The organism is Rhodoplanes elegans (assembly GCF_016653355.1).
GTDB classification, from domain to species: domain Bacteria; phylum Pseudomonadota; class Alphaproteobacteria; order Rhizobiales; family Xanthobacteraceae; genus Rhodoplanes; species Rhodoplanes elegans.
The window spans coordinates 1-18,477 of sequence record NZ_NHSK01000122.1 but is presented as its reverse complement, the minus strand read 5'-3'; the positions used below and the strand labels follow the sequence as shown (position 1 = coordinate 18,477).

Below are 18,477 nucleotides of genomic sequence, written 5' to 3'. Positions count from 1 at the left end.
CTCGCGCTGCCGCGCGAGCCCCGACCTCTCCCCGCCGGGGAGAGGTGAAACGAGGGCGCCGCAGCCTCCGTGCTCACACCTCGGCTGTCGGCCCAGCCGCCGGCACGATGCTGCCCGCCTCACTCCGCCGCCGGGACCTCGTCCTTGCGGGGGGCGGCCGGGGCCGGCGGCGGCGCCTCCGGCTCGTTCGGCTCTTCCTTCTGGATCACCCGCGGCGGACCCATCAGGGCCGGCTGGAACAGCACCGCGAAGCACATCGTGGTGACCAGCGACAGCGCCAGCAGCTCGCCCATGCTCGACGTGCCGGGATGGCTCGACATCCACAAGCTACCGAACGCTGTCGCGGTGGTGAGCGCGCTCCACACCACGGCGCGGGTGAGGCTCGACTGCAGGAGCCCGGTCTGCCCGGCCCGCCACGCCATGATGTAGTAGATCTTGAACGCGACGCCGACGCCGAGCAGCAGCGGCAGGGCGATGATGTTGGCGAAGTTCATCGGCATGCCGATCAGCACGCAGAACTCCAGCGTCAGCACGCCGGCGAGCAGCAGCGGCACCAGCGTCAGCAGCACGTCGCCGAAGCGGCGCAGCACGATCCACAGGAGGATCATGATGGAGACGAGAGCGTAGATGCCGGCATGCACGAAGGCCGACACCACCGTCTCGCCCGACTTCAGGATCGAGATCGGCGCGCCGGTCGCGTCGGGATAGACGGCGAGGATGGACTGGGCGAAGCCGCGCAGCACCTCGGTGTCGTTCGGGTCGCCCTTCGGGGTCGCCTCGACGCGCAGGCGGCCGTCGGCGGTGCGCCAGCCCGACACGAGATCGGGCGGCAGCGTCTCCAGCGTGATCGGCTGCGCCTGCAGGAGGTCGCGCCACTGGTCGAACACCGCCTTCAGCGGCACGATGAAGGCGGCCTCGACGGTCTCCCGCGTCGTCGGCGAGGCCGCGGCGAGGCGGCCGAGGGCGGCGGCGAGCCGCGCCGAGGCGACGGCGCCGGGGCCCGGCCGGTCGACCTGGATCTGGGTCAGGAGATCCTGGCCGCGCTTCAGTGCCGCGACCTCGTCCTCGTCGGTCGGGGTCGGCATCATCCGCGGGCTGAGCGCCGGGACCAGCACCTTCTTCAGGGACTCGAGGATCGCGAGCTTCTGCTCCTGATCGGACGGAACGAAGCTGGTCAGCGTCATCACCCGGCCGACCTCCGGCAGCGTCCGCAGCTTCTGCACGGCCGCCTCGGCGGCGGTCGCGTTCGGCACCAGCACGTCGATCGCGTTGGCGCCGACATTCGGGTCTGCGCGGAGGTCGAGCAGCGTCGCCACCGACTCGACGTTCTTGTTGCGCAGGTTGACCGGGTTGAAGTCGAAGGTGAGGAAGTACAGGAGTGGCGAGCCGAGCAGCGCGACGCCGAGCGTGCCGCCGATCACGGCGAAGCGGTACCGCTCGAGGAAGCGGTCGACCGGCGCGAGCTGGCGATAGCCGATCTCCTCCGGCTCGCCGGCCGGCTTCATCACCTTCAGGAGCGCCGGCAGCAGCGTCACGCTGGTGACGAGCGCGATCAGCATGCCGACGCCGGCGATCTTGCCGAGCTCGGAGATGCCCGAATAGTCGGTCGGCGTGAACGACAGGAAGGCGGCCGCGACGGCGCCGGCGGCGAGCGTCAGCGGCGCGCCGATCCGCCGCGCCGTGGCGACGAGGGCCGTCTCCAGATTGTCGATCTCGTGCCGCTCGGTCCGGTAGCGCACCGCGAACTGGATGCCGAAGTCGACGCCGAGCCCGATGAACAGCACCGCGAAGGCGACCGAGATCGGATTGAGCGCATCGACCATCATCAGGCCGAGCGCCGCCGTGATGGCGAGCCCGACGAACATGTTGGCGTAGACGGCGAGGATCAGCTTGCCGGAGCGCAGCGCCATCCACAGGATGCCGAGCACCACCACCACCGTGAGGATGGCGTCGCGCACGGCGCCGGTCTGCATGGTGGAGAATTCCTCGTCGGCCATCGCGATCGGGCCGGTGAGGCGCACCCGCGCCTGGTACTGGCCGGCGAGGTCGAGGTCGCGGGCGGCGTCGCGGATCGCCGCCGAGGCGGCGGCGCCCGGCTCCAGCGCCGAGTAGTCGAGCACCGGCCGCACCACGATGAACTGCCTCAGCTCCTCGGGCGTGGGCGTCTTGCCGGTCATCAGCGCCTGCCAGGAGAAGCTCGTCGGCTTGCCGTCCAGCGCCGTCTCGATCGTCGTCGCGGCGCGGTCGAAGGCGGGCGCGGCCGCGTCGAGCTGCACCATGTTGCCGCGCACCCCCGAGAGCACCAGCGACAGGCCCTGCACGAGGCCGCGCAGGTTCGGGTCGCCGCCCAGCGTGCGGACCAGCGGCCCGGCCTGGGACAGGCCCTGGGCGGTCGCCTCGAGCTCCTGGACCGACTGGAACAGGAGCCCGTTGCGGGCGAAGAACGGTCCGCCGCCCGGATCCTCGACGGTGCGGAACGACGTCGTGTTCTGCTTCAGCTTGGCCGCGAGCGTCGCGGTGGCGCGCGAGGCGAGCTCCGGAGTCGGCGCGTCGACCACCACCAGAATGCTGTCGAAGCGGCCCGGGAACGATTTCTCGAACGCGATCTCGCGCTGGCGCCAGTCGAGCGCCGGCGAGATCAGCTTGTTGACGTCGGTGTCGATGGCGAAGTTGCGGGCCGCATAGACGCCGGCGAGGACCGCCAGCACCAGATAGAGGCCGACGACGACCCGGGGGTGCCGAATGCAGAACCGTACGGTGCGGACGATCGACTTGACGAGCATGGGTCCGGTCGTGGGGGGTCAGAGGATCATGTCGCGTGGCTCGGGCACTTGCCGGCCGGGACGGGGCCCTTTCGCGTGCGCCCCGCGTCCGCCATGGCCGCCTTCACCGCACCGACGACGAAAAATCGCGACCCCACCGGGGCCGCGCGTGCATGTGCTTCATAATAGGGCCGGAATTGAGGTGGCAACCCCGTGCGAGGCAGGCCGGATCCCCGCCGGACGGTGGAGTCGCGGAAGGCCGAGCCTTCCGGTCCACCAACGCGGGACCGCGTCCGAGGGTTCAACACACGGATTATCAACGTGTTGCAGGGTAATGCGGAGGCGCGACACGGGCTGTCGGCGGTGCCGCGGGGCACGCGCGGGCGTGTCTCCGGCCTGAAACAACTGCGCGTTAACACGCGTTGGACGGCCTGGAATAGCTCCGAGGTGGCGATGAACAAGCGTTCATGCGGCCAAACCAGCCGCCGGCCGGTGCTTGAACCGGCGGCGCCTTCCGATTAACACCAGAAGTTCCGCCGCCCGCCGAAGACGATATCGGAGCGATATCGACGACGGCACGGCGTGTCCGCAGGCGAGTTCGGGAAGCAGGAACAATGGCAATACCGTTCTTCAAGGAAATGCGTATTGGCGCGTATGTGCTCAAGCAGAAGCTGCTCGGGCGGAAGCGCTACCCGCTCGTGCTGATGCTGGAACCCCTGTTCCGCTGCAATCTCGCCTGCGCCGGCTGCGGCAAGATCGACTATCCGGACACGATCCTCAACCAGCGCATGTCGGTCGAGGAATGCCTCGCCGCCGTCGACGAGTGCGGCGCACCGATGGTCGCGATCCCGGGCGGCGAGCCGCTGATCCACAAGGAGATCGGCGAGATCGTCAAGGGCATCGTGGCGCGCAAGAAGTTCGTCTCGCTGTGCACCAACGCGCTGCTGCTCGAGAAGAAGCTGCACCTGTTCGAACCGTCGCCCTATCTGTTCTTCTCGGTCCATCTCGACGGCCTGAAGGATCATCACGACCGCTCGGTGTGTCAGCCCGGCACGTTCGACAAGGCGGTCGCGGCGATCAAGGCCGCGAAGGCCAAGGGCTTCGCCGTCAACGTCAACGCGACGATCTTCGAGGGCATGCCGGCCGAGGACATCGCCAAGTATCTCGACTTCACGGCCGAGCTCGGCGTCGGCGTCTCGATCTCGCCCGGCTACGCCTACGAGCGCGCCCCGGACCAGCAGCACTTCCTCGCCCGCAAGCGCACCAAGGAGCTGTTCCGCAAGGTCTTCGCGCTCGGCAAGGGCAAGAACTGGCAGTTCATGCATTCCGGCCTGTTCCTCGACTTCCTGGCCGGCAATCAGCAGTTCCAGTGCTCGCCCTGGGGCATGGCGACCCGCAACATCTTCGGCTGGCAGAAGCCCTGCTACCTGATCGGCGAAGGCTACGCCAAGACCTTCAAGGAGCTGATGGAGGAGACCGACTGGGACTCCTACGGCACCGGTCGCTACGAGAAGTGCGCCGACTGCATGGCGCATTGTGGCTACGAGCCGACCGCCGCCGACGCGACCATGCGCCAGCCGCTCGCGGCCCTGAAGGTCGCGCTGTTCGGCGTGAAGACCGAGGGCGAGATGGCCCCCGAGATCTCGCTCGAGAACCAGCGCCCGGCCGAGTACGTCTTCTCCCGCCACGTCGAGAAGAAGATCGCCGAGATCCACGCCGGCGAGAAGCCGAAGCCGCACCTCACCGCGGCCGAGTGAGGCGGGAGGCTTTCGCGAAATCGTCCTCCTCATGGTGAGGCGTCCTCCTCATGGTGAGGAGCGGCCGCAGGCCGCGTCTCGAACCATGAGGCCGCCACGTCCTTCGAGACGCCGCCTTCGGCGGCTCCTCAGGACCAGGGCGGAGAGATGGGCACACCGAGCCCGTGTCGGCGGGACATCCGATTCCCGGACACACCGGCCCGGCCGGCGTGTCCTCGCGTTGCAGGCCTTACCCGTTCCATGTCGACCGAAGGCTTCTGGCAGCACCTTTATCCCAGCCCGGCGGGCAATCCCGCGGATCTGCCGGGCCCGCCCTACACGGACCGCTTTCCGGTGCCGGTGGGGGACGGGCTCCTGCTCGACCTGCCGCTGCGCACGCTGCCCGAGGGCGACCACGCCGTCGCCTCGATCATCATCAACCAGGCGTCCTTCGTCGTCGTCGACCGCTTCGCCGACGCGCTCGCGGCGCTCGGCCGCGGGCTCGCGCCGGACGTCGTCGTCGGTCTGCCGACGCTCGGCCTGACGCTGGCCCCGAAGGTCGCCGAGCGCCTCGGGCACGCCCATTACGTGCCGATGGGGTACTCGCGAAAGTTCTGGTACGACGAGGCGCTCTCCGAGCCGGTCTCGTCGGTGACCACGCCGACCCAGCCGAAGCGCCTCTACCTCGATCCCAACCTGATCCCGCGGCTCGCCGGCAAGCGGGTCGTGATCGTCGACGACGTGGTGTCGCGCGGCACCACCGTGACGGCGGCGCGCCGCGTGCTCGACCGCGCCGGTGCCGCGACGGTCGGGGCGCTCGCCATCATGGGCCAGACCGAGCGCTGGAAATCCGTGCTCGACGGCCTGCCGGTGCGCACCGTGTTCTCCACCCCGTTGTTCGAGCGCCGCGGCGACGGCTGGTGGCCGGTCGCTCCGGAACCGCGCTGACCGGATCCACGTCTCCCGACAGGCCCGCCGTCGCGCGACGCAACGCCGCACGCCGGCCGCGGCGTGCACCCGGCGTGCCCGCAAGCCCAGCGATCGCAAGTGGTTCCCGCCGCGCGGCGGGACGGCGGCCCGGCCCGATACGGCGGTGCGACAATGTTGCGACCGCCCGGGAGATTGCGATCTGCATTGTCGAGATGTAGCTCTGGATCAAGGGGATTCGCGGCTGCGATGTATACTGTCAGAACGGATCCACTATAGTTCGTTCGCTGAGCGTATACGGTCGTCGGGAAGCGATGAAATACGAAACGGTATGATGATAATAAATAATTGTGCTGATATCTTGCAGTGCAGCATAAGCAAAGTTCTGCCGTATTCATCGTGTGACACTGAAAGCTGAACGGCTGTTAAGAAAGCCGTAACGCTGCCCGGGGGACACTGGGGCAGCAGAACGAGCGGGCCGGCCCTCGGTCGAAGCCCAGCCGCGCGGGGAGTTTCAGACTGCCGGAGTGCGGCGCCGTGGCGGACCCCGTCCGCGGGGCGCCGATGGTGGGCGTGACAACGGGCGGCTTCGGCCGTCCGGCGGCGGAGCCGTGTTCGGGCCGCCGATGCGACGTCGACCTGGAGGTCGACGGGACGTGGAATTGACCTGGAGGTGACGACATGACGGTTCTTCACACGGTGAACCGCCGAACCGGAACTGCACTCCTGCTGATGGCCGGTCTCGGCCTCGCTGCTTGCACGGAGGCGCAGACGACCGTCGCCACCCAGGAGAAGGGCGCGACACCGCCGCCCAAGGTCTCGGTGGTGACGCTGCAGCCGGCGCCGCGCCCCTATGTCCGCGAGCTGCCCGGCCGTATCGCGCCGGTGCGCATCGCCGAGGTGCGGGCCCGCGTGTCCGGCATCGTCGTCGAGCGCGCCTTCCGGCAGGGCGCCGACGTCAAGGCCGGCGAGATCCTCTACCGGCTCGACCCGCGCCCCTACGAGGTCGAGCTCGACGCCGCCCGGGCGGCGCTCGCCAAGGCCGAGGCCGTGCGCGAGCAGTCCGAGAAGCAGGCCAAGCGCATCGAGGAGCTGCTCGTCGGCCGTGCCGCCTCGCAGGTCCAGCACGAGACCGCGGTCGCCACCTTCCGCCAGGCGCAGGCCGAGGTCGCCGCGAAGGAGGCCGAGGTCGCCCGCGCCGAGCTCAATCTCGGCTATGCCGGCATCCGCTCGCCGATCGACGGCCGGGTCGGCCGCGCCCTCGTCACCGAAGGCGCGCTGGTCGGCCAGGGCGAGGCGACCCATCTCGCCACGGTCCAGCAGCTCGACCGCGTCTATGCGGACTTCACCCAGTCGGTGGAGGAGCTGCAGCAGCTCCGCCGCGACTTCGAGTCCGGCGCACTCGAGCAGGTCGAGCCCGACGCCGCCAAGGTCCGCCTCGTGCGCGCCGACGGCACGCTCTATCCGCACGCCGGCAAGCTCCTGTTCTCCGACGCCAGCGTCGATCCCTCGACCGGCCAGGTGACGCTGCGCGGCGAATTCCCCAACCCGAAGGGCGAGCTGCTCCCCGGCATGTATGTGCGGGTGCAGATCGAGCAGGGCATCGACGGCGACTCGCTCGCCGTGCCGCAGCAGGCCGTGCAGCGCGACGATACCGGCGAGAGCCGCCTGTTCCTGGTGCGCGACGACAACCGCGCGCACCCCAAGCCCGTGCGGGTCGGCCGCGTGGTCGACGACCAATGGCTGCTGCTCGACGGCGCCCAGCCGGGCGACAAGGTGATCGTCGAGGGCTTCCAGAAGTTCGTCCCCGGGGACGTCGTCGAGCCGGTGCCGTACCGGCCCGGCGTGCAGCGTCGCGCCTCGGCCGAGCCGCTCGAGGGGCGGGTCGAAGCGGACGCCACCGGCACGCTGCGCTGACGCCGGAGCGAGCGGGATGCCGTCCTTCTTCATCGATCGGCCGATCTTCGCGGTCGTGGTGGCGCTGTTCGTCAGCCTGTTCGGGCTCCTGGCGCTGCCGTTCCTGCCGATCGCGCAGTATCCGATCATCGCGCCGCCCTCGATCTCGATCTCGACCAGCTATCCGGGCGCCTCACCCGAGAACCTGTACAACAGCGTCACCCGGCTGATCGAGGAGGAGCTCAACGGCGCGAGCGGCATCCTCAACTTCGAATCGACCTCCGACTCGCTCGGCCAGGTCGAGATCATCGCCAACTTCGTCCCCGGCACCGACCCGAGCATGGCCTCGGTCGAGGTGCAGAACCGCATCAAGCGGGTCGAGGCGCGCCTGCCGCGCGCCGTCATCCAGCAGGGCATCCTGATCGAGGAGGCCTCCAGCGCGGTGCTGCAGATCATCACGCTGTCGTCGACCGACGGCAGCCTCGACGAGATCGGCCTCGGCGACTTCATGATCCGCAACGTGCTGGGCGAGATCAGGCGCATCCCCGGCGTCGGCCGCGCGACGCTGTTCTCGACCGAGCGCTCGCTGCGCGTCTGGCTCGATCCGGCCCGGCTCGTCGGCTACAACCTCACCGCCGACGACGTGACCAAGGCGATCGAGGCGCAGAACGCCCAGGTCGCCTCCGGCAGCATCGGTGCCGAGCCGAGCCGGCCCGGCCATCCGGTCTCGGCCATGGTGCTGGTCAAGGGCCAGCTCGCCTCGCCCGACGAGTTCGGATCGATCGTGCTGCGCGCCAATGCCGACGGCTCGACGGTGCGGCTGCGCGACGTCGCCCGCGTCGAGGTGGGCGGCATGGCCTATCAGTTCACCACGCGGCAGGACGGCAAGTCGGTCGCCGGCCTCTCGGTGCTGCTGGCGCCGACCGGCAACGCGCTCGCCACCGCGCGCGCCGTGCACGCCAAGATGGCGGAGCTGTCGACCTACTTCCCCCAGAACATCAAGTACGAGATCCCCTACGACATCACGCCCGTCGTGAAGGCGTCGATCACCAAGGTGCTGATGACGCTCGGCGAGGCCGTGATCCTGGTGTTCCTCGTGATGTTCCTGTTCCTGCAGAACATCCGCTACACCATCATCCCGACCCTGGTGGTGCCGGTGGCGCTGCTCGGCACCTGCGCCGTGCTGCTGCTCGGCGGCTTCTCGATCAACATGCTCACGCTGTTCGCCATGGTGCTGGCGATCGGCATCCTGGTCGACGACGCCATCGTGGTGGTGGAGAACGTCGAGCGCATCATGGCCGAGGAGCATCTCGGGCCGCGCGAGGCGACCCGCAAGGCGATGAGCCAGATCTCCGGCGCCATCGTCGGCATCACGCTGGTGCTGATGGCCGTGTTCGTGCCGATGGCGTTCTTCCCCGGCTCGGTCGGCATCGTCTATCGCCAGTTCTCCGTCACCATGGTGGCGGCGATCGGCTTCTCGGCCCTGATGGCGCTGTCGCTGACGCCCGCTTTGTGTGCGACGCTGTTGAAGCCGGTGACGCATCACGGCCCCGGCCGCGGCGTGTTCGGATGGTTCAATCGCGGGCTCGACCGCATCAAGGATCGCTACGGCCGCTTCGTCGGCTGGTCGCTCGGCCGCGCCGGGCGCATGCTGGTCGTGTTCGCCGTCATCGTCGCCGCGATGGGCTGGATGTTCGCGCGCCTCCCGGCCGGCTTCCTGCCGATCGACGACCAGGGCTTCATCACCACCGACGTGCAGACGCCGCCCGACGCCTCGTTCAACCGCACGCTCGCGGTCGTCCAGGAGGTCGAGACGTTCCTGATGAACCGCAAGGGCGTCGACGGCGTCACGTTCCTCACCGGCTTCTCGTTCCTCGGCCAGGGCGCCAACACGGCGCAGGCCTTCGTCACGCTGGAGGACTGGTCGAAGCGCGGCCCGAACGACTCGGCCGCCGCGATCGTCGCCGACGTGAACAAGAGCCTCGCCGGCCTCAAGGACGCCCGCATCTCGGCGCTGGAGCCGCCGCCGATCGACAATCTCGGCAACTCGTCCGGCTTCTCGTTCCGCCTGCAGGACCGCGGCCAGAAGGGCTATGCCGAGCTGATGAAGGCGAAGGACCAGCTTCTGGAGGCTGCGCGTCGAAGCCCGGTGCTGCAGGACGTCTTCGTCGAAGGGCTGCCGCCGGCCCCGCAGGTCGAGCTGATCGTCGACCGCGAGAAGGCGGCGGCGCTCGGCGTCGCCTTCCAGGAGATCAACGCGACCATCTCGACCAATCTCGGCTCCGCCTACATCAACGACTTCCCCAACCGCGGCCGCATGCAGCGCGTCATCGTGCAGGCCGACGACCGCGCCCGCATGCAGGCCGACGACATCCTCGGCTTCAACGTCCGCAACGCCAAGGGCACGCTCGTACCGTTCTCGTCCTTCGCCACGGTGTCGTGGTCGGTCGGGCCGAGCCAGGTGGTCGGCTTCAACTACTATCCGTCGGTGCGCATCAGCGGCGCGGCGCGGCCGGGCTTCACGTCGGGCGACGCCATCGCCGAGATGGAGCGGATCGCGGCGACGCTGCCGCGCGGCTTCGGTTTCGAATGGACCGGCCAGTCGCTGCAGGAGAAGGCGGCCGGCTCGCAGGCGCCGCTGCTGCTGGCGCTGTCGGCCCTCGTCGTGTTCCTGGTGCTGGCCGCCTTCTACGAGAGCTGGACCGTGCCGATCGCCGTGCTGCTCGTGGTGCCGCTCGGCATTCTCGGCGCCGTCGCGGCCGTGACGCTGCGCGGCATGCCGAACGACGTCTACTTCACCATCGGGCTGATCACGATCATCGGGCTCGCTGCCAAGGACGCGATCCTGATCATCGGCTTCGCCCGCGACCTCAACCTCGCCGGCATGCCGCTGGTGCAGGCCACCGTCGAGGCGGCGCGGCTGCGCTTCCGGCCGATCCTGATGACCGGCTTCGCCTTCGCGTCGGGTGTCGCCCCGATGGTGATCGCGTCGGGCGCCAGCGCCAAGAGCCAGCAGGCGCTCGGCACCGGCGTGCTCGGCGGCATGATCGCCGTCGTGGTGCTGGCCCTGATCATGGTGCCGGTGCTGTTCGTCACGGTGCAGCGCCTGCTCGGCAGCGAGGGCGCGCGCGGCCGCGGCCTTCGCCTCCAGGCGCGCCGCCGCCTGATGCGGCACCGCCGGCGCAAGCTGCGCAAGCTCGCCGCGGCGGCCGCGCCGCAGCAGGCGTGAGTCGGGCGGTTCGCTCGATCAGTTCTCCGTCATTCCGGGGCGCAGCGAAGCTGCGAACCCGGAATCTAGCGGCAAACTCCGAGCATGGGGTTGGGATTCCGGGTTCGGCGCTACGCGCCGCCCCGGAATGACCATCAAAGTGATCAGCCGTCGTAGGAGTATCAGGTCGTCGGCAGCGTGTTGCTGCGCCAGCGGCGGCCGGCCGCGCGGCGCTGCGCGCAGGCGCGGGCGATGCGCCGCGTGACGGTCGCGAGGCGCTCGGTGGCGACGTCGACCCGCACGGCGGCGAGGCGGTAGCGTCCGCCGAAGCGGTCGAGCAGGTCGCTCGGCGTCACCACGGGGGAGGGGCCGGTGGTGGGGATCTCGCAGCGTCCGATCAGCGTGCCGGTCTCGCCGTCCCAGGCGGCGACCTGCATGGTCGGCTGCGCCGCCGAGCCGGCGCGGCTTACCGAATAGCTGAACCCGGGATCCTCCGAATTCCGCAATGGCATCACGATTGCGCGGCTCACGACACTGATCCTCGTGCTCGACCGACCGGATCAGCATGCGCGGACGAGTCTCACGCGGCGGGTAAGAAAGGCCCGCCGGACGCGGCGTTTTCGCCGGTGTGGTCGAGAGCCGGTCGCCGGGATCGTGACAATTTTATCGAAGCGCGTGACGGGCGTTTCTGCCCTGAACCACACGCATGGATTGGTCTCGGCGAGACCGTATCGGGGTGCGGCGTCTCCCGGTAAGATGCCGGGTCCGTGGTCGAGGAATCGCCGTGCGTATCGATTTCCTGGGGCTCGAAGCCTTTCTCAGCATCGCCGAGCGCGGCAGCTTCCACCGCGCCGCCGCCAACCTCAATCTGTCGCAGACGGCGCTGAGCCATCGGATGCGCAAGCTCGAGGACGATCTCGGCGTCAAGCTCCTGGTGCGCACCACGCGGCACGTCGCGCTCACCCCGGCCGGCCTCGATCTGTTGCCCAAGGCGCGCCGCATCCTCGACGAGGCGGTGCGCTCCTTCGAGGATCTGCGCCGCCAGGGCCGCGCCCAGCAGGAGCGGCTGGCGATCGGCTGCCTCCCCACCATCTCGATCCGCTACATCCCGCGCGTGCTCGCCGAGTTCACCAAGATGTATCCGAGCCTCGACGTGCAGGTGTTCGACAACTCGGCCGGCGAGATCGCCGATCACGTCCAGTCCGGTCGCGCCGAGTTCGGCATCACCATCGTGTCGGTGAACCGCTGGGATCTCGAGGTGACCGAGCTCCTGAAGGAGCCGTTCGTGCTGGTGTGCCCGGCCGAGCATCGGTTCGCCGCCGAGAAGGCGATCACCTGGGCGGATCTCGAAGGCCAGCCGCTGGTGCGGGTCAGTCCGCAGACCGGCAACCGCGTGCTGATCGACGACGCGCTCGGACCGCGCCGCGAGGCGCTGGCGTGGCGCTTCGAGGTGCAGCACCTCTCCACCGCGGTCAGCCTGGTCGCGTCCGGGATCGGGCTCGCCGTGGTGCCGCGCCTCGCCGTCGAGGCGAGCGGCCGCACCGGCATCGCCACGGTTCCGTTGCGCAACCCGAGCGTGACGCGCTCGCTCGGCGTGGTGGTCAAGCGCGGCCTGCCGCTGTCGCCGGCCGCCGAGGATCTGCTGAAGCTGATCAGCCGCACCCTGCGCAGCCGGGAGTGACAGGCGGCCCGTCGTCTCGGTTCTGCGGCCCAAATGTGTCATGCGCGGGCTCGACCCGCGCATCCATCCTTCGAAAAAACCATCGTGTCGCAGTGAGATAGATCGCCGGGTCAGGCCTGGCGATGACGCCGAAGCTGCCGCCGGCGTGACGGTTCCTCATCGGAACGTCATGAAGCCAGCAGCATGATGTTCATGAATCGAATGCATCAATCCTGGCAATAATGTCATTTGATTGCGCAAGCGTCCGACGCCATGGTCGCGTCGCGGTCCGGGCCGCGTCATCCTGATCGGCGGCCCGCCCGCGTCACTGCCCCGGACCGGGCATCCCCGCCGCCCGGTCCGGTCGGCAGTCCCGCCAGAGGCCGGCCATGAGTCCCATCCCGACGATTCCCCCGCCCCATCCCGATCCGCACACGCCGGCCTTCGCCTTGCCGCCGCTCGCCTGCGACACGCACTGCCACGTGTTCGGCCCCGACGCGAAATACCCCTACGTCGCCGACCGTCCCTACACGCCGCCCGACGCGCCGCTCGCCAAGCTGCAATGGCTGCAGGAGCGCATGGGCATCGGCCGCGCCGTGCTGGTGAACGCCACGCCGCACGGCCGCGACAACCTGGTGGTGACGGACGCCATCGCGGCGAGCGGCGGCCGCTACAAGGGCGTCGCCAATGTCGACGTCAGCTTCTCGGACGTCGAGATCGCGAAGCTCTCCGCCGCCGGCATCGTCGGCTGCCGCTTCACGTTCCTGGCCCGCCTCGGCGGCCGGCCGGACCTCTCCACCTTCGAGACCGTGGTGAAGCGCATCGCGCCGCACGGCTGGCACGTCGATCTCTACCTGCCGGCCAAGGATCTCGACACCTTCGCCCCCGTGCTGGACGCCCTGCCGATCACCTATGTGATCGACCACATCGGCGTGGTCGACGCCAGGCTCGGCGTCGAGCAGGCCGCCTTCCGGGCTCTGGTCGCGCGTTACGAGCGCGACCCGAAGTGCTGGATCAAGCTGACCGGCGCCGAGCGCGTCTCGTCGTCCGGTGCGCCCTATCACGACGTCGTTCCCTTCGCGAAGCGCCTGATCGAGGTCGATCCGGACCGCCTGCTGTGGGGCACCGACTGGCCGCATCCCAACGTGCCGGCGATGCCCGACGACGGCGATCTCGTCGATCTGATCCCCCTCTACGCTCCCGACCCGGTCGTGCGGCAGAAGCTGCTGGTCGACAACCCGGCCCGCCTGTTCGGCTTCCCCGCCTGACCGTCCTCCGACGGAAAGGATCCGACAATGAACAACGACAAGATCGGCGGACCGAGCCGCCGCACGCTTCTGCACGTCGCCGCCGGCGGCCTCGTGGCCTCCGTGGCCGCCCCCTTCGTCGTCTCGTCCGCGGCCTGGGCGCAGGCCAAGTATCCGGCGCGGCCCATCAAGGTGGTGGTGCCGTTCGGTGCCGGCGGCGTCGCCGACATCACGGTGCGCATCGTCACCGAGCGCCTCGGCGAGAAGATCGGCGGCCGCTTCGTGATCGAGAACGCGCCCGGCGCCGGCGGCTCGCTCGCCGCGACGCGCGTCGCCTCGTCGGCGGCCGACGGCTACACGCTGGCGCTGTTCTCCAACGGCACCGCCGTCTCGGTCGGCCTGTTCAAGCAGCTGCCGTTCGATCCGGTGAACGGCTTCGTACCGATCTCGACGCTCGGCCTGTTCGACTTCGTCCTCGCGACCAACAAGCAGACCGGCTACACCACGCTCGCCGATCTGATCGCCGACGCCAAGAAGCGGCCCGGCGCGCTCAACATCGCGACCGTGATCGCCGGGTCGACCCAGAACCTGTCGGGCGTGCTGTTCAACACCGAAGCCGACATCAAGACCGAGATCGTGGTCTATCGCACCACGCCGGACGCGCTCGTCTCCGTGCTGCGCAACGACGCCCAGCTCGTCATCGACTCCTACGCCTCGCTGAAGGGCTCGATCGAGGACGGGAACCTCGTCGCGCTCGCCACCTCGGGCGCCAAGCAGTCGCCGGTGCTGCCCAAGGTGCCGCCGGTGGCCGCCACGGTGCCGGGCTTCGACGCCACCTCGTGGAACGCGCTGTTCGCCAAGTCCGGCACGCCCGAGGAGGTCGTCCGCATCCTCAATGCGGGTCTCCAGGAGGTGCTGGTCGAGGACGAGGTGAAGAAGAAGCTCCTCGAGCTCGGCATCGTCGCCTCGGCGTCCACCCCGGCCGACCTGTCGGCGCGGCTGACCAGCGACATCAAGCGGTGGTCCGCCGTCATCGACAAGGCCGGCATCCAGAAGCAGTGACATCGACCGTCGTTCCGGGGCAAGTGCTCCGGAATGACCAAGAGTGTCATGGCCGGGCTCGTCCCGGCCATCCACGTCTTCGGCGGAACGGTCGATCGAAGGACGTGGATGCCCGGCACGCGGCCGGCATGACGAGGCAGAGGAACGGGCGGCGGAACGCCGCCGGGATTCAAAGCTCGGACAAGCTCGGAAGAGGTCCCCATGAGCAAGACTGGTCTGGTCGTCACCGCCCATCCGGGCGATTTCGTCTGGCGGGCCGGCGGCGCCATCGCGCTGCACGCCAAGAAGGGCTACCGGATGAAGATCGTCTGCCTCGCCTATGGCGAGCGCGGCGAGAGCCAGTTCGCCTGGAAGCAGGCCGGCATGACGATGGAGAAGGTGAAGGCCGGCCGCAAGGACGAGGCCGAGCGCGCCGCCGCGATGCTCGGCGCCGAGATCGAGTTCTTCGATGCCGGTGACTATCCGCTGCACCTCACCGAACAGCATCTCGACCGGCTGATCGACATCTATCGTGAGCTCAACCCGGCCTTCGTCCTCACGCACGCGCTGGAAGATCCTTACAACGTCGATCATCCGGAGGCGACGCGCTTCGCCCAGGAGGCTCGTATCATTGCCCAGGCGATGGGCCACAAGCCGCAGGCCGAGTACACCTACGGGGCGCCGCCCGTCTTCCTGTTCGAGCCGCACCAGCCGGAGATGTGCAACTTCAAGCCGCAGGTGATCCTCAACATCGACGAGGTGTGGGAGATCAAGCGCAAGACCTTCGAGATCCTCGCTGCCCAGAAGCATCTGTGGGCCTATTACGAGCGCGTGGCGCTGCAGCGCGGCGTGCAGGGCGGCCGCAACACCGGCAAGCCGATGACCTACGGCGAGGCGTATCAGCGCCTGTTCCCGATGGCCCTGGAGGAGCTGGCATGACCGCCGGAGTCTGCGTCCGCACCATCGAGCGCGCCTCGCCCGAGGCCATCGCGGTGCTCGCCGAGCACGGCGTCGCCACCGTGCACGAGGCGCAGGGCCGCCTCGGCCTGATGAAGCCCTACATGCGGCCGATCTATCCGGGCGCCCAGGTGGCCGGCTCCGCCGTCACGGTGCTGGCCCAGCCGGGCGACAACTGGATGATCCACGTCGCCATCGAGCAGCTTCGCCAGGGCGACGTGCTCGTCGTCGGCGTCACGGCCGACAACACCGACGGCATGTTCGGCGATCTGCTCGCCACCTCGCTGAAGGCGCGCGGCGGTGTGTGTCTCGTCATCGACGCCGGCGTGCGTGACGTGAAGACCCTCACCGAGATGAACTTCCCGGTGTGGTCGCGCGCCGTCTCGGCGAAGGGCACGGTCAAGGCGACGCTCGGCTCGGTCAACATCCCGGTGGTGTGCGCCGGCGCGCTGGTCAATCCCGGCGACGTGATCGTCGCCGACGACGACGGCGTCGTGGTGGTGCCGCGTCGCGACGCCGACACGGTGGCGGCCGCGGCCGCCAAGCGTGTCGCCGCCGAGGAAGAGAAGCGCCAGCGGCTCGCGGCGGGCGAGCTCGGCATCGACATGTACAAGATGCGCGAGCCGTTGCTGAAAGCGGGCTTCCGCTGGGTGGACAGCCTCGACGAGGTGTGAGACGGAGTCGGTCCCGGTTCATCATCAAGAAAAAGGGAACGACATGGATCTCGGTCTCGCGGGTAAGACCGCCCTGGTGCTCGGCGCCGGCGGCGGTCTCGGCGGCGCCATCGCAACGGCGCTCGCCGCAGAGGGCGCGCGCGTCGCGGTCGGCGACATCGACGGCGACGCGGCGCGCCGCACGGCGGCGGCGATCGAGCAGGCCGGCGGCAGCGCGCTGCCGCTGACCTGGGATCTCGCCGACCTCGCGTCGACCGAGACCCACGTGTCGGCCATCGAAACGGCGTTCGGGCCCGTGGACGTGCTGGTCAACAACACCGGCGGCCCGCCCCCGACGCCGGCCACCGGCCAGGACCCGGCGCTGTGGTCGAAGCACTTTCAATCCATGGTCCTGTCGGTGATCGCACTGACCGATCGGGTCCTGCCGCAGATGCGGGCCAAGAAGTTCGGCCGGGTGATCACGTCGACGTCGTCGGGCGTGATCGCGCCGATCCCCAATCTCGCGGTGTCGAACGCGCTGCGGCTCACGCTGGTCGGCTGGTCGAAGACGCTCGCCCGCGAGGTCGGCCGTGACGGCGTCACGGTCAACATCGTGCTGCCCGGGCGCATCGCGACGCCGCGCATCAAATTTCTCGACGAGCAGAAGGCGAAGCGCGAGAACCGCTCCGTCGAGGACGTCTCGGCCGAGAGCACCGCGTCGATCCCGGTCGGGCGCTACGGCGACCCAAAGGAGTACGGCGACGTCGTCGCCTTCCTGGCCTCGACCCGCGCCTCCTACGTCACCGGCTCGGTGATCCGCGTCGACGGCGGCTTCATCCCCAGCATCTGATCAGGTCGAGAGATCTTGTGTCCCGGGCGCGGCGCAACGCGCCGCGAACCGGGACCCAGGGGCGTCGGACGAGGCTTCTGCCGTGCGGCCCCTGGGCCCCGGCTCTGCGGCGCATCAGGCCTGCGGCCTGCCGCGCCTTGACCGGGGCACGCGGCCAAGCACCTCGGCCGTCGTTTCATCCCGCGAGGCGCGAGATCCGACCTTTCCCCGCCGTGGAGAGGTGAAAAAGAGGCGGCGCGACATCGCTGTCGCGCCGCCTGATCAGGCCGAAGCCGGCGCGGTGCTCACTGCGGCGGCTGGGGCTGCGCCTGGCCGGTGAGCAGCGGCGTGATGCGGCGGACCGTGACGCGGCGGTTCTCCCGCAGCGGTCCGTCGGTCGGCACCTTCAGGTACTGCTCGCCGTAGCCCTGCGTCGTCAGGTTCTCGGCCGGCACGCCGAACTGCTGGGTGAGCACCAGCGCGACCGACTCGGCGCGGCGATCCGACAGCGACAGGTTGTCGACGTCGTTGCCGGTCGCGTCGGTGTGGCCCTCGATCAGGAACACCTCCTGCGGATTCGCCTGGATGGCGCGCAGAAGTCCCTCTGCGATGCCGGCGAGCTTCTGCACCTGCCCCGGGTCGAGCTCCCACGCGCCGGACTCGAACGTCACCGTGTCCAGGTCGACGCGCGGCATGCGATCGCGTAGCGGCGCGTTGTAGCGGACCTCGTCGAGCGTGTAGGGCCGGTCGATCGCCATGACGGGCGGTGCCGTCAGGGTCTCGTAGAGCAGCGTCGGGTCGGCCCGCTCGGTCTCGACGATGTAGCGCTCGCGCGGCATCTGGACGACCGGCGGCTGCATGTTGAGCATGAACGCGCCGACGCCGAGCCCGACCGCGGCGCCGATCGCCATGCCGGTGCCGAAGCCGGGGCCGCGCCGGTCGGACGGCGGACCGCCCGGACCCCAGCCGCGCCGATTGTCGATCAGCACGTATTCGCGGCCGTCCGGCAGCATGCGGGTGCGGCGGATCAGGTAGCCGTTCTCGTCCGTCACGGTGACGACGCGGTCCCCGTTCGGCCGTACGACGACCGTGACGTTCTCGCCGCCGCGCCGCTCCACCCGCACGTCCCGGGCGCCGTAGCGGAAGCGGTCGAGCTCGTTGTGCCGGATGATCGTCGTGTTGCCCTCGCGGATGATGGTCCGGTCGGGCTCGCGGATGATCGTGGTGTCGCCCTGGCGCAGCTCGCGGCGCTCGCCGCGCAGCTCGTCCATCCGGCGCAGCGGCTGACCCTGGGCCGACTGCGGCGCCATGCCGGCGCCGATGCCGGCCGGCCCGACCGGGATCGGCCGCGCCTGCTGCTGGGTCGGCGCCGGCACGCCGGCCGGCGTCAGCGGGGCATTCTGCGTCGACGGCACCACGGCGGGTGCCGTCACGGCGCCCTGCGGGGCGGCCGGCGGCTGCGCGCCGAGCCCGCCTTGCGCGGCAGGCGGCGTCCCGGGCGGGGTTCCGGGGGGCTGCCCGGGACGGCCGCCGAGGCCACCCGGTCCTGCGGGGCCTCCCG

At 69.7% G+C, this 18,477-nt stretch carries 13 protein-coding genes; 10 read left to right on the top strand and 3 right to left on the bottom strand.

What is annotated here, in order from left to right; translation table 11 throughout:
• Positions 1 to 119: 119 nt before the first annotated feature.
• Positions 120 to 2,783 carry a hopanoid transporter HpnN gene (hpnN, locus tag CCR97_RS16195; RefSeq protein WP_111358079.1) on the bottom strand — a complete coding sequence of 888 codons (2,664 nt, stop codon included), beginning with the start codon at positions 2,781 to 2,783 and terminating at the stop codon, positions 120 to 122.
• Between the two features lie 593 nt (positions 2,784 to 3,376).
• Between hpnN and hpnH the strand changes: the two genes are divergently transcribed.
• The 4 genes from hpnH to CCR97_RS16175 all read left to right on the top strand — a co-directional run bounded on the left by hpnH (position 3,377) and on the right by CCR97_RS16175 (position 10,550).
• A complete protein-coding gene (hpnH, locus tag CCR97_RS16190) occupies positions 3,377 to 4,519 on the top strand; it encodes an adenosyl-hopene transferase HpnH (protein WP_111358078.1) in 1,143 nt (380 codons plus the stop codon).
• A gap of 240 nt (positions 4,520 to 4,759) precedes the next feature.
• A complete protein-coding gene (locus tag CCR97_RS16185; protein WP_111358077.1) occupies positions 4,760 to 5,446 on the top strand; it encodes a phosphoribosyltransferase in 687 nt (228 codons plus the stop codon).
• A gap of 660 nt (positions 5,447 to 6,106) precedes the next feature.
• A complete protein-coding gene (locus CCR97_RS16180; protein ID WP_244670484.1) occupies positions 6,107 to 7,342 on the top strand; it encodes an efflux RND transporter periplasmic adaptor subunit in 1,236 nt (411 codons plus the stop codon).
• A gap of 16 nt (positions 7,343 to 7,358) precedes the next feature.
• Entirely contained in the window at positions 7,359 to 10,550 is a 3,192-nt protein-coding gene (locus tag CCR97_RS16175) for a multidrug efflux RND transporter permease subunit (RefSeq protein ID WP_111358075.1), read from the top strand.
• Positions 10,551 to 10,711: 161 nt separating this feature from the next.
• Here the strand turns inward: CCR97_RS16175 and CCR97_RS16170 are convergent, their stop codons facing one another.
• Positions 10,712 to 11,059, bottom strand: a complete 348-nt coding sequence (locus CCR97_RS16170) for a hypothetical protein (protein ID WP_201159645.1) — start codon at positions 11,057 to 11,059, stop codon at positions 10,712 to 10,714.
• Positions 11,060 to 11,313: 254 nt separating this feature from the next.
• Here CCR97_RS16170 and CCR97_RS16165 point away from each other — a divergent pair, with 254 nt between their 5' ends.
• The 6 genes from CCR97_RS16165 to CCR97_RS16140 all read left to right on the top strand — a co-directional run bounded on the left by CCR97_RS16165 (position 11,314) and on the right by CCR97_RS16140 (position 16,937).
• The gene (locus CCR97_RS16165; RefSeq protein ID WP_170146108.1) at positions 11,314 to 12,210 is read left to right on the top strand and encodes a LysR family transcriptional regulator; all 897 of its coding nucleotides are present in this window, start codon (positions 11,314 to 11,316) and stop codon (positions 12,208 to 12,210) included.
• Between the two features lie 368 nt (positions 12,211 to 12,578).
• A complete protein-coding gene (locus tag CCR97_RS16160) occupies positions 12,579 to 13,457 on the top strand; it encodes an amidohydrolase family protein (protein WP_111360008.1) in 879 nt (292 codons plus the stop codon).
• 27 nt (positions 13,458 to 13,484) lie between these two features.
• Positions 13,485 to 14,498 (top strand): Bug family tripartite tricarboxylate transporter substrate binding protein, encoded by a 1,014-nt coding sequence (locus CCR97_RS16155; protein WP_111360009.1) that lies wholly within the window; start codon positions 13,485 to 13,487, stop codon positions 14,496 to 14,498.
• A 201-nt stretch (positions 14,499 to 14,699) separates the two neighbouring features.
• Positions 14,700 to 15,416 carry a PIG-L deacetylase family protein gene (locus CCR97_RS16150; protein WP_111360010.1) on the top strand — a complete coding sequence of 239 codons (717 nt, stop codon included), beginning with the start codon at positions 14,700 to 14,702 and terminating at the stop codon, positions 15,414 to 15,416.
• Entirely contained in the window at positions 15,413 to 16,108 is a 696-nt protein-coding gene (locus CCR97_RS16145; RefSeq protein WP_201159644.1) for a 4-carboxy-4-hydroxy-2-oxoadipate aldolase/oxaloacetate decarboxylase, read from the top strand. The genes CCR97_RS16150 and CCR97_RS16145 overlap by 4 nt, the downstream gene beginning before the upstream one ends.
• Before the next feature lie 43 nt (positions 16,109 to 16,151).
• On the top strand, positions 16,152 to 16,937 hold the full coding sequence (locus CCR97_RS16140) for an SDR family oxidoreductase (RefSeq protein WP_201159643.1): 786 nt from the start codon (positions 16,152 to 16,154) through the stop codon (positions 16,935 to 16,937).
• Between the two features lie 284 nt (positions 16,938 to 17,221).
• Here CCR97_RS16140 and CCR97_RS16135 read toward each other — a convergent pair.
• Positions 17,222 to 18,477: OmpA family protein (locus CCR97_RS16135; protein ID WP_244670483.1), on the bottom strand; the 1,256-nt coding region annotated here is incomplete at its 5' end.

Coding starts and splice junctions, on each gene's coding strand:
- CCR97_RS16180 (WP_244670484.1), top strand. CDS start 6,107: ATGACGGTTCTTCACACGGTGAACCGCCGAACCGGAACTGCACTCCTG.
- CCR97_RS16140 (WP_201159643.1), top strand. CDS start 16,152: ATGGATCTCGGTCTCGCGGGTAAGACCGCCCTGGTGCTCGGCGCCGGC.
- CCR97_RS16145 (WP_201159644.1), top strand. CDS start 15,413: ATGACCGCCGGAGTCTGCGTCCGCACCATCGAGCGCGCCTCGCCCGAG.
- hpnN (WP_111358079.1), bottom strand. CDS start 2,783: ATGCTCGTCAAGTCGATCGTCCGCACCGTACGGTTCTGCATTCGGCAC.
- CCR97_RS16175 (WP_111358075.1), top strand. CDS start 7,359: ATGCCGTCCTTCTTCATCGATCGGCCGATCTTCGCGGTCGTGGTGGCG.
- CCR97_RS16150 (WP_111360010.1), top strand. CDS start 14,700: ATGAGCAAGACTGGTCTGGTCGTCACCGCCCATCCGGGCGATTTCGTC.
- CCR97_RS16185 (WP_111358077.1), top strand. CDS start 4,760: ATGTCGACCGAAGGCTTCTGGCAGCACCTTTATCCCAGCCCGGCGGGC.
- CCR97_RS16155 (WP_111360009.1), top strand. CDS start 13,485: ATGAACAACGACAAGATCGGCGGACCGAGCCGCCGCACGCTTCTGCAC.
- hpnH (WP_111358078.1), top strand. CDS start 3,377: ATGGCAATACCGTTCTTCAAGGAAATGCGTATTGGCGCGTATGTGCTC.
- CCR97_RS16160 (WP_111360008.1), top strand. CDS start 12,579: ATGAGTCCCATCCCGACGATTCCCCCGCCCCATCCCGATCCGCACACG.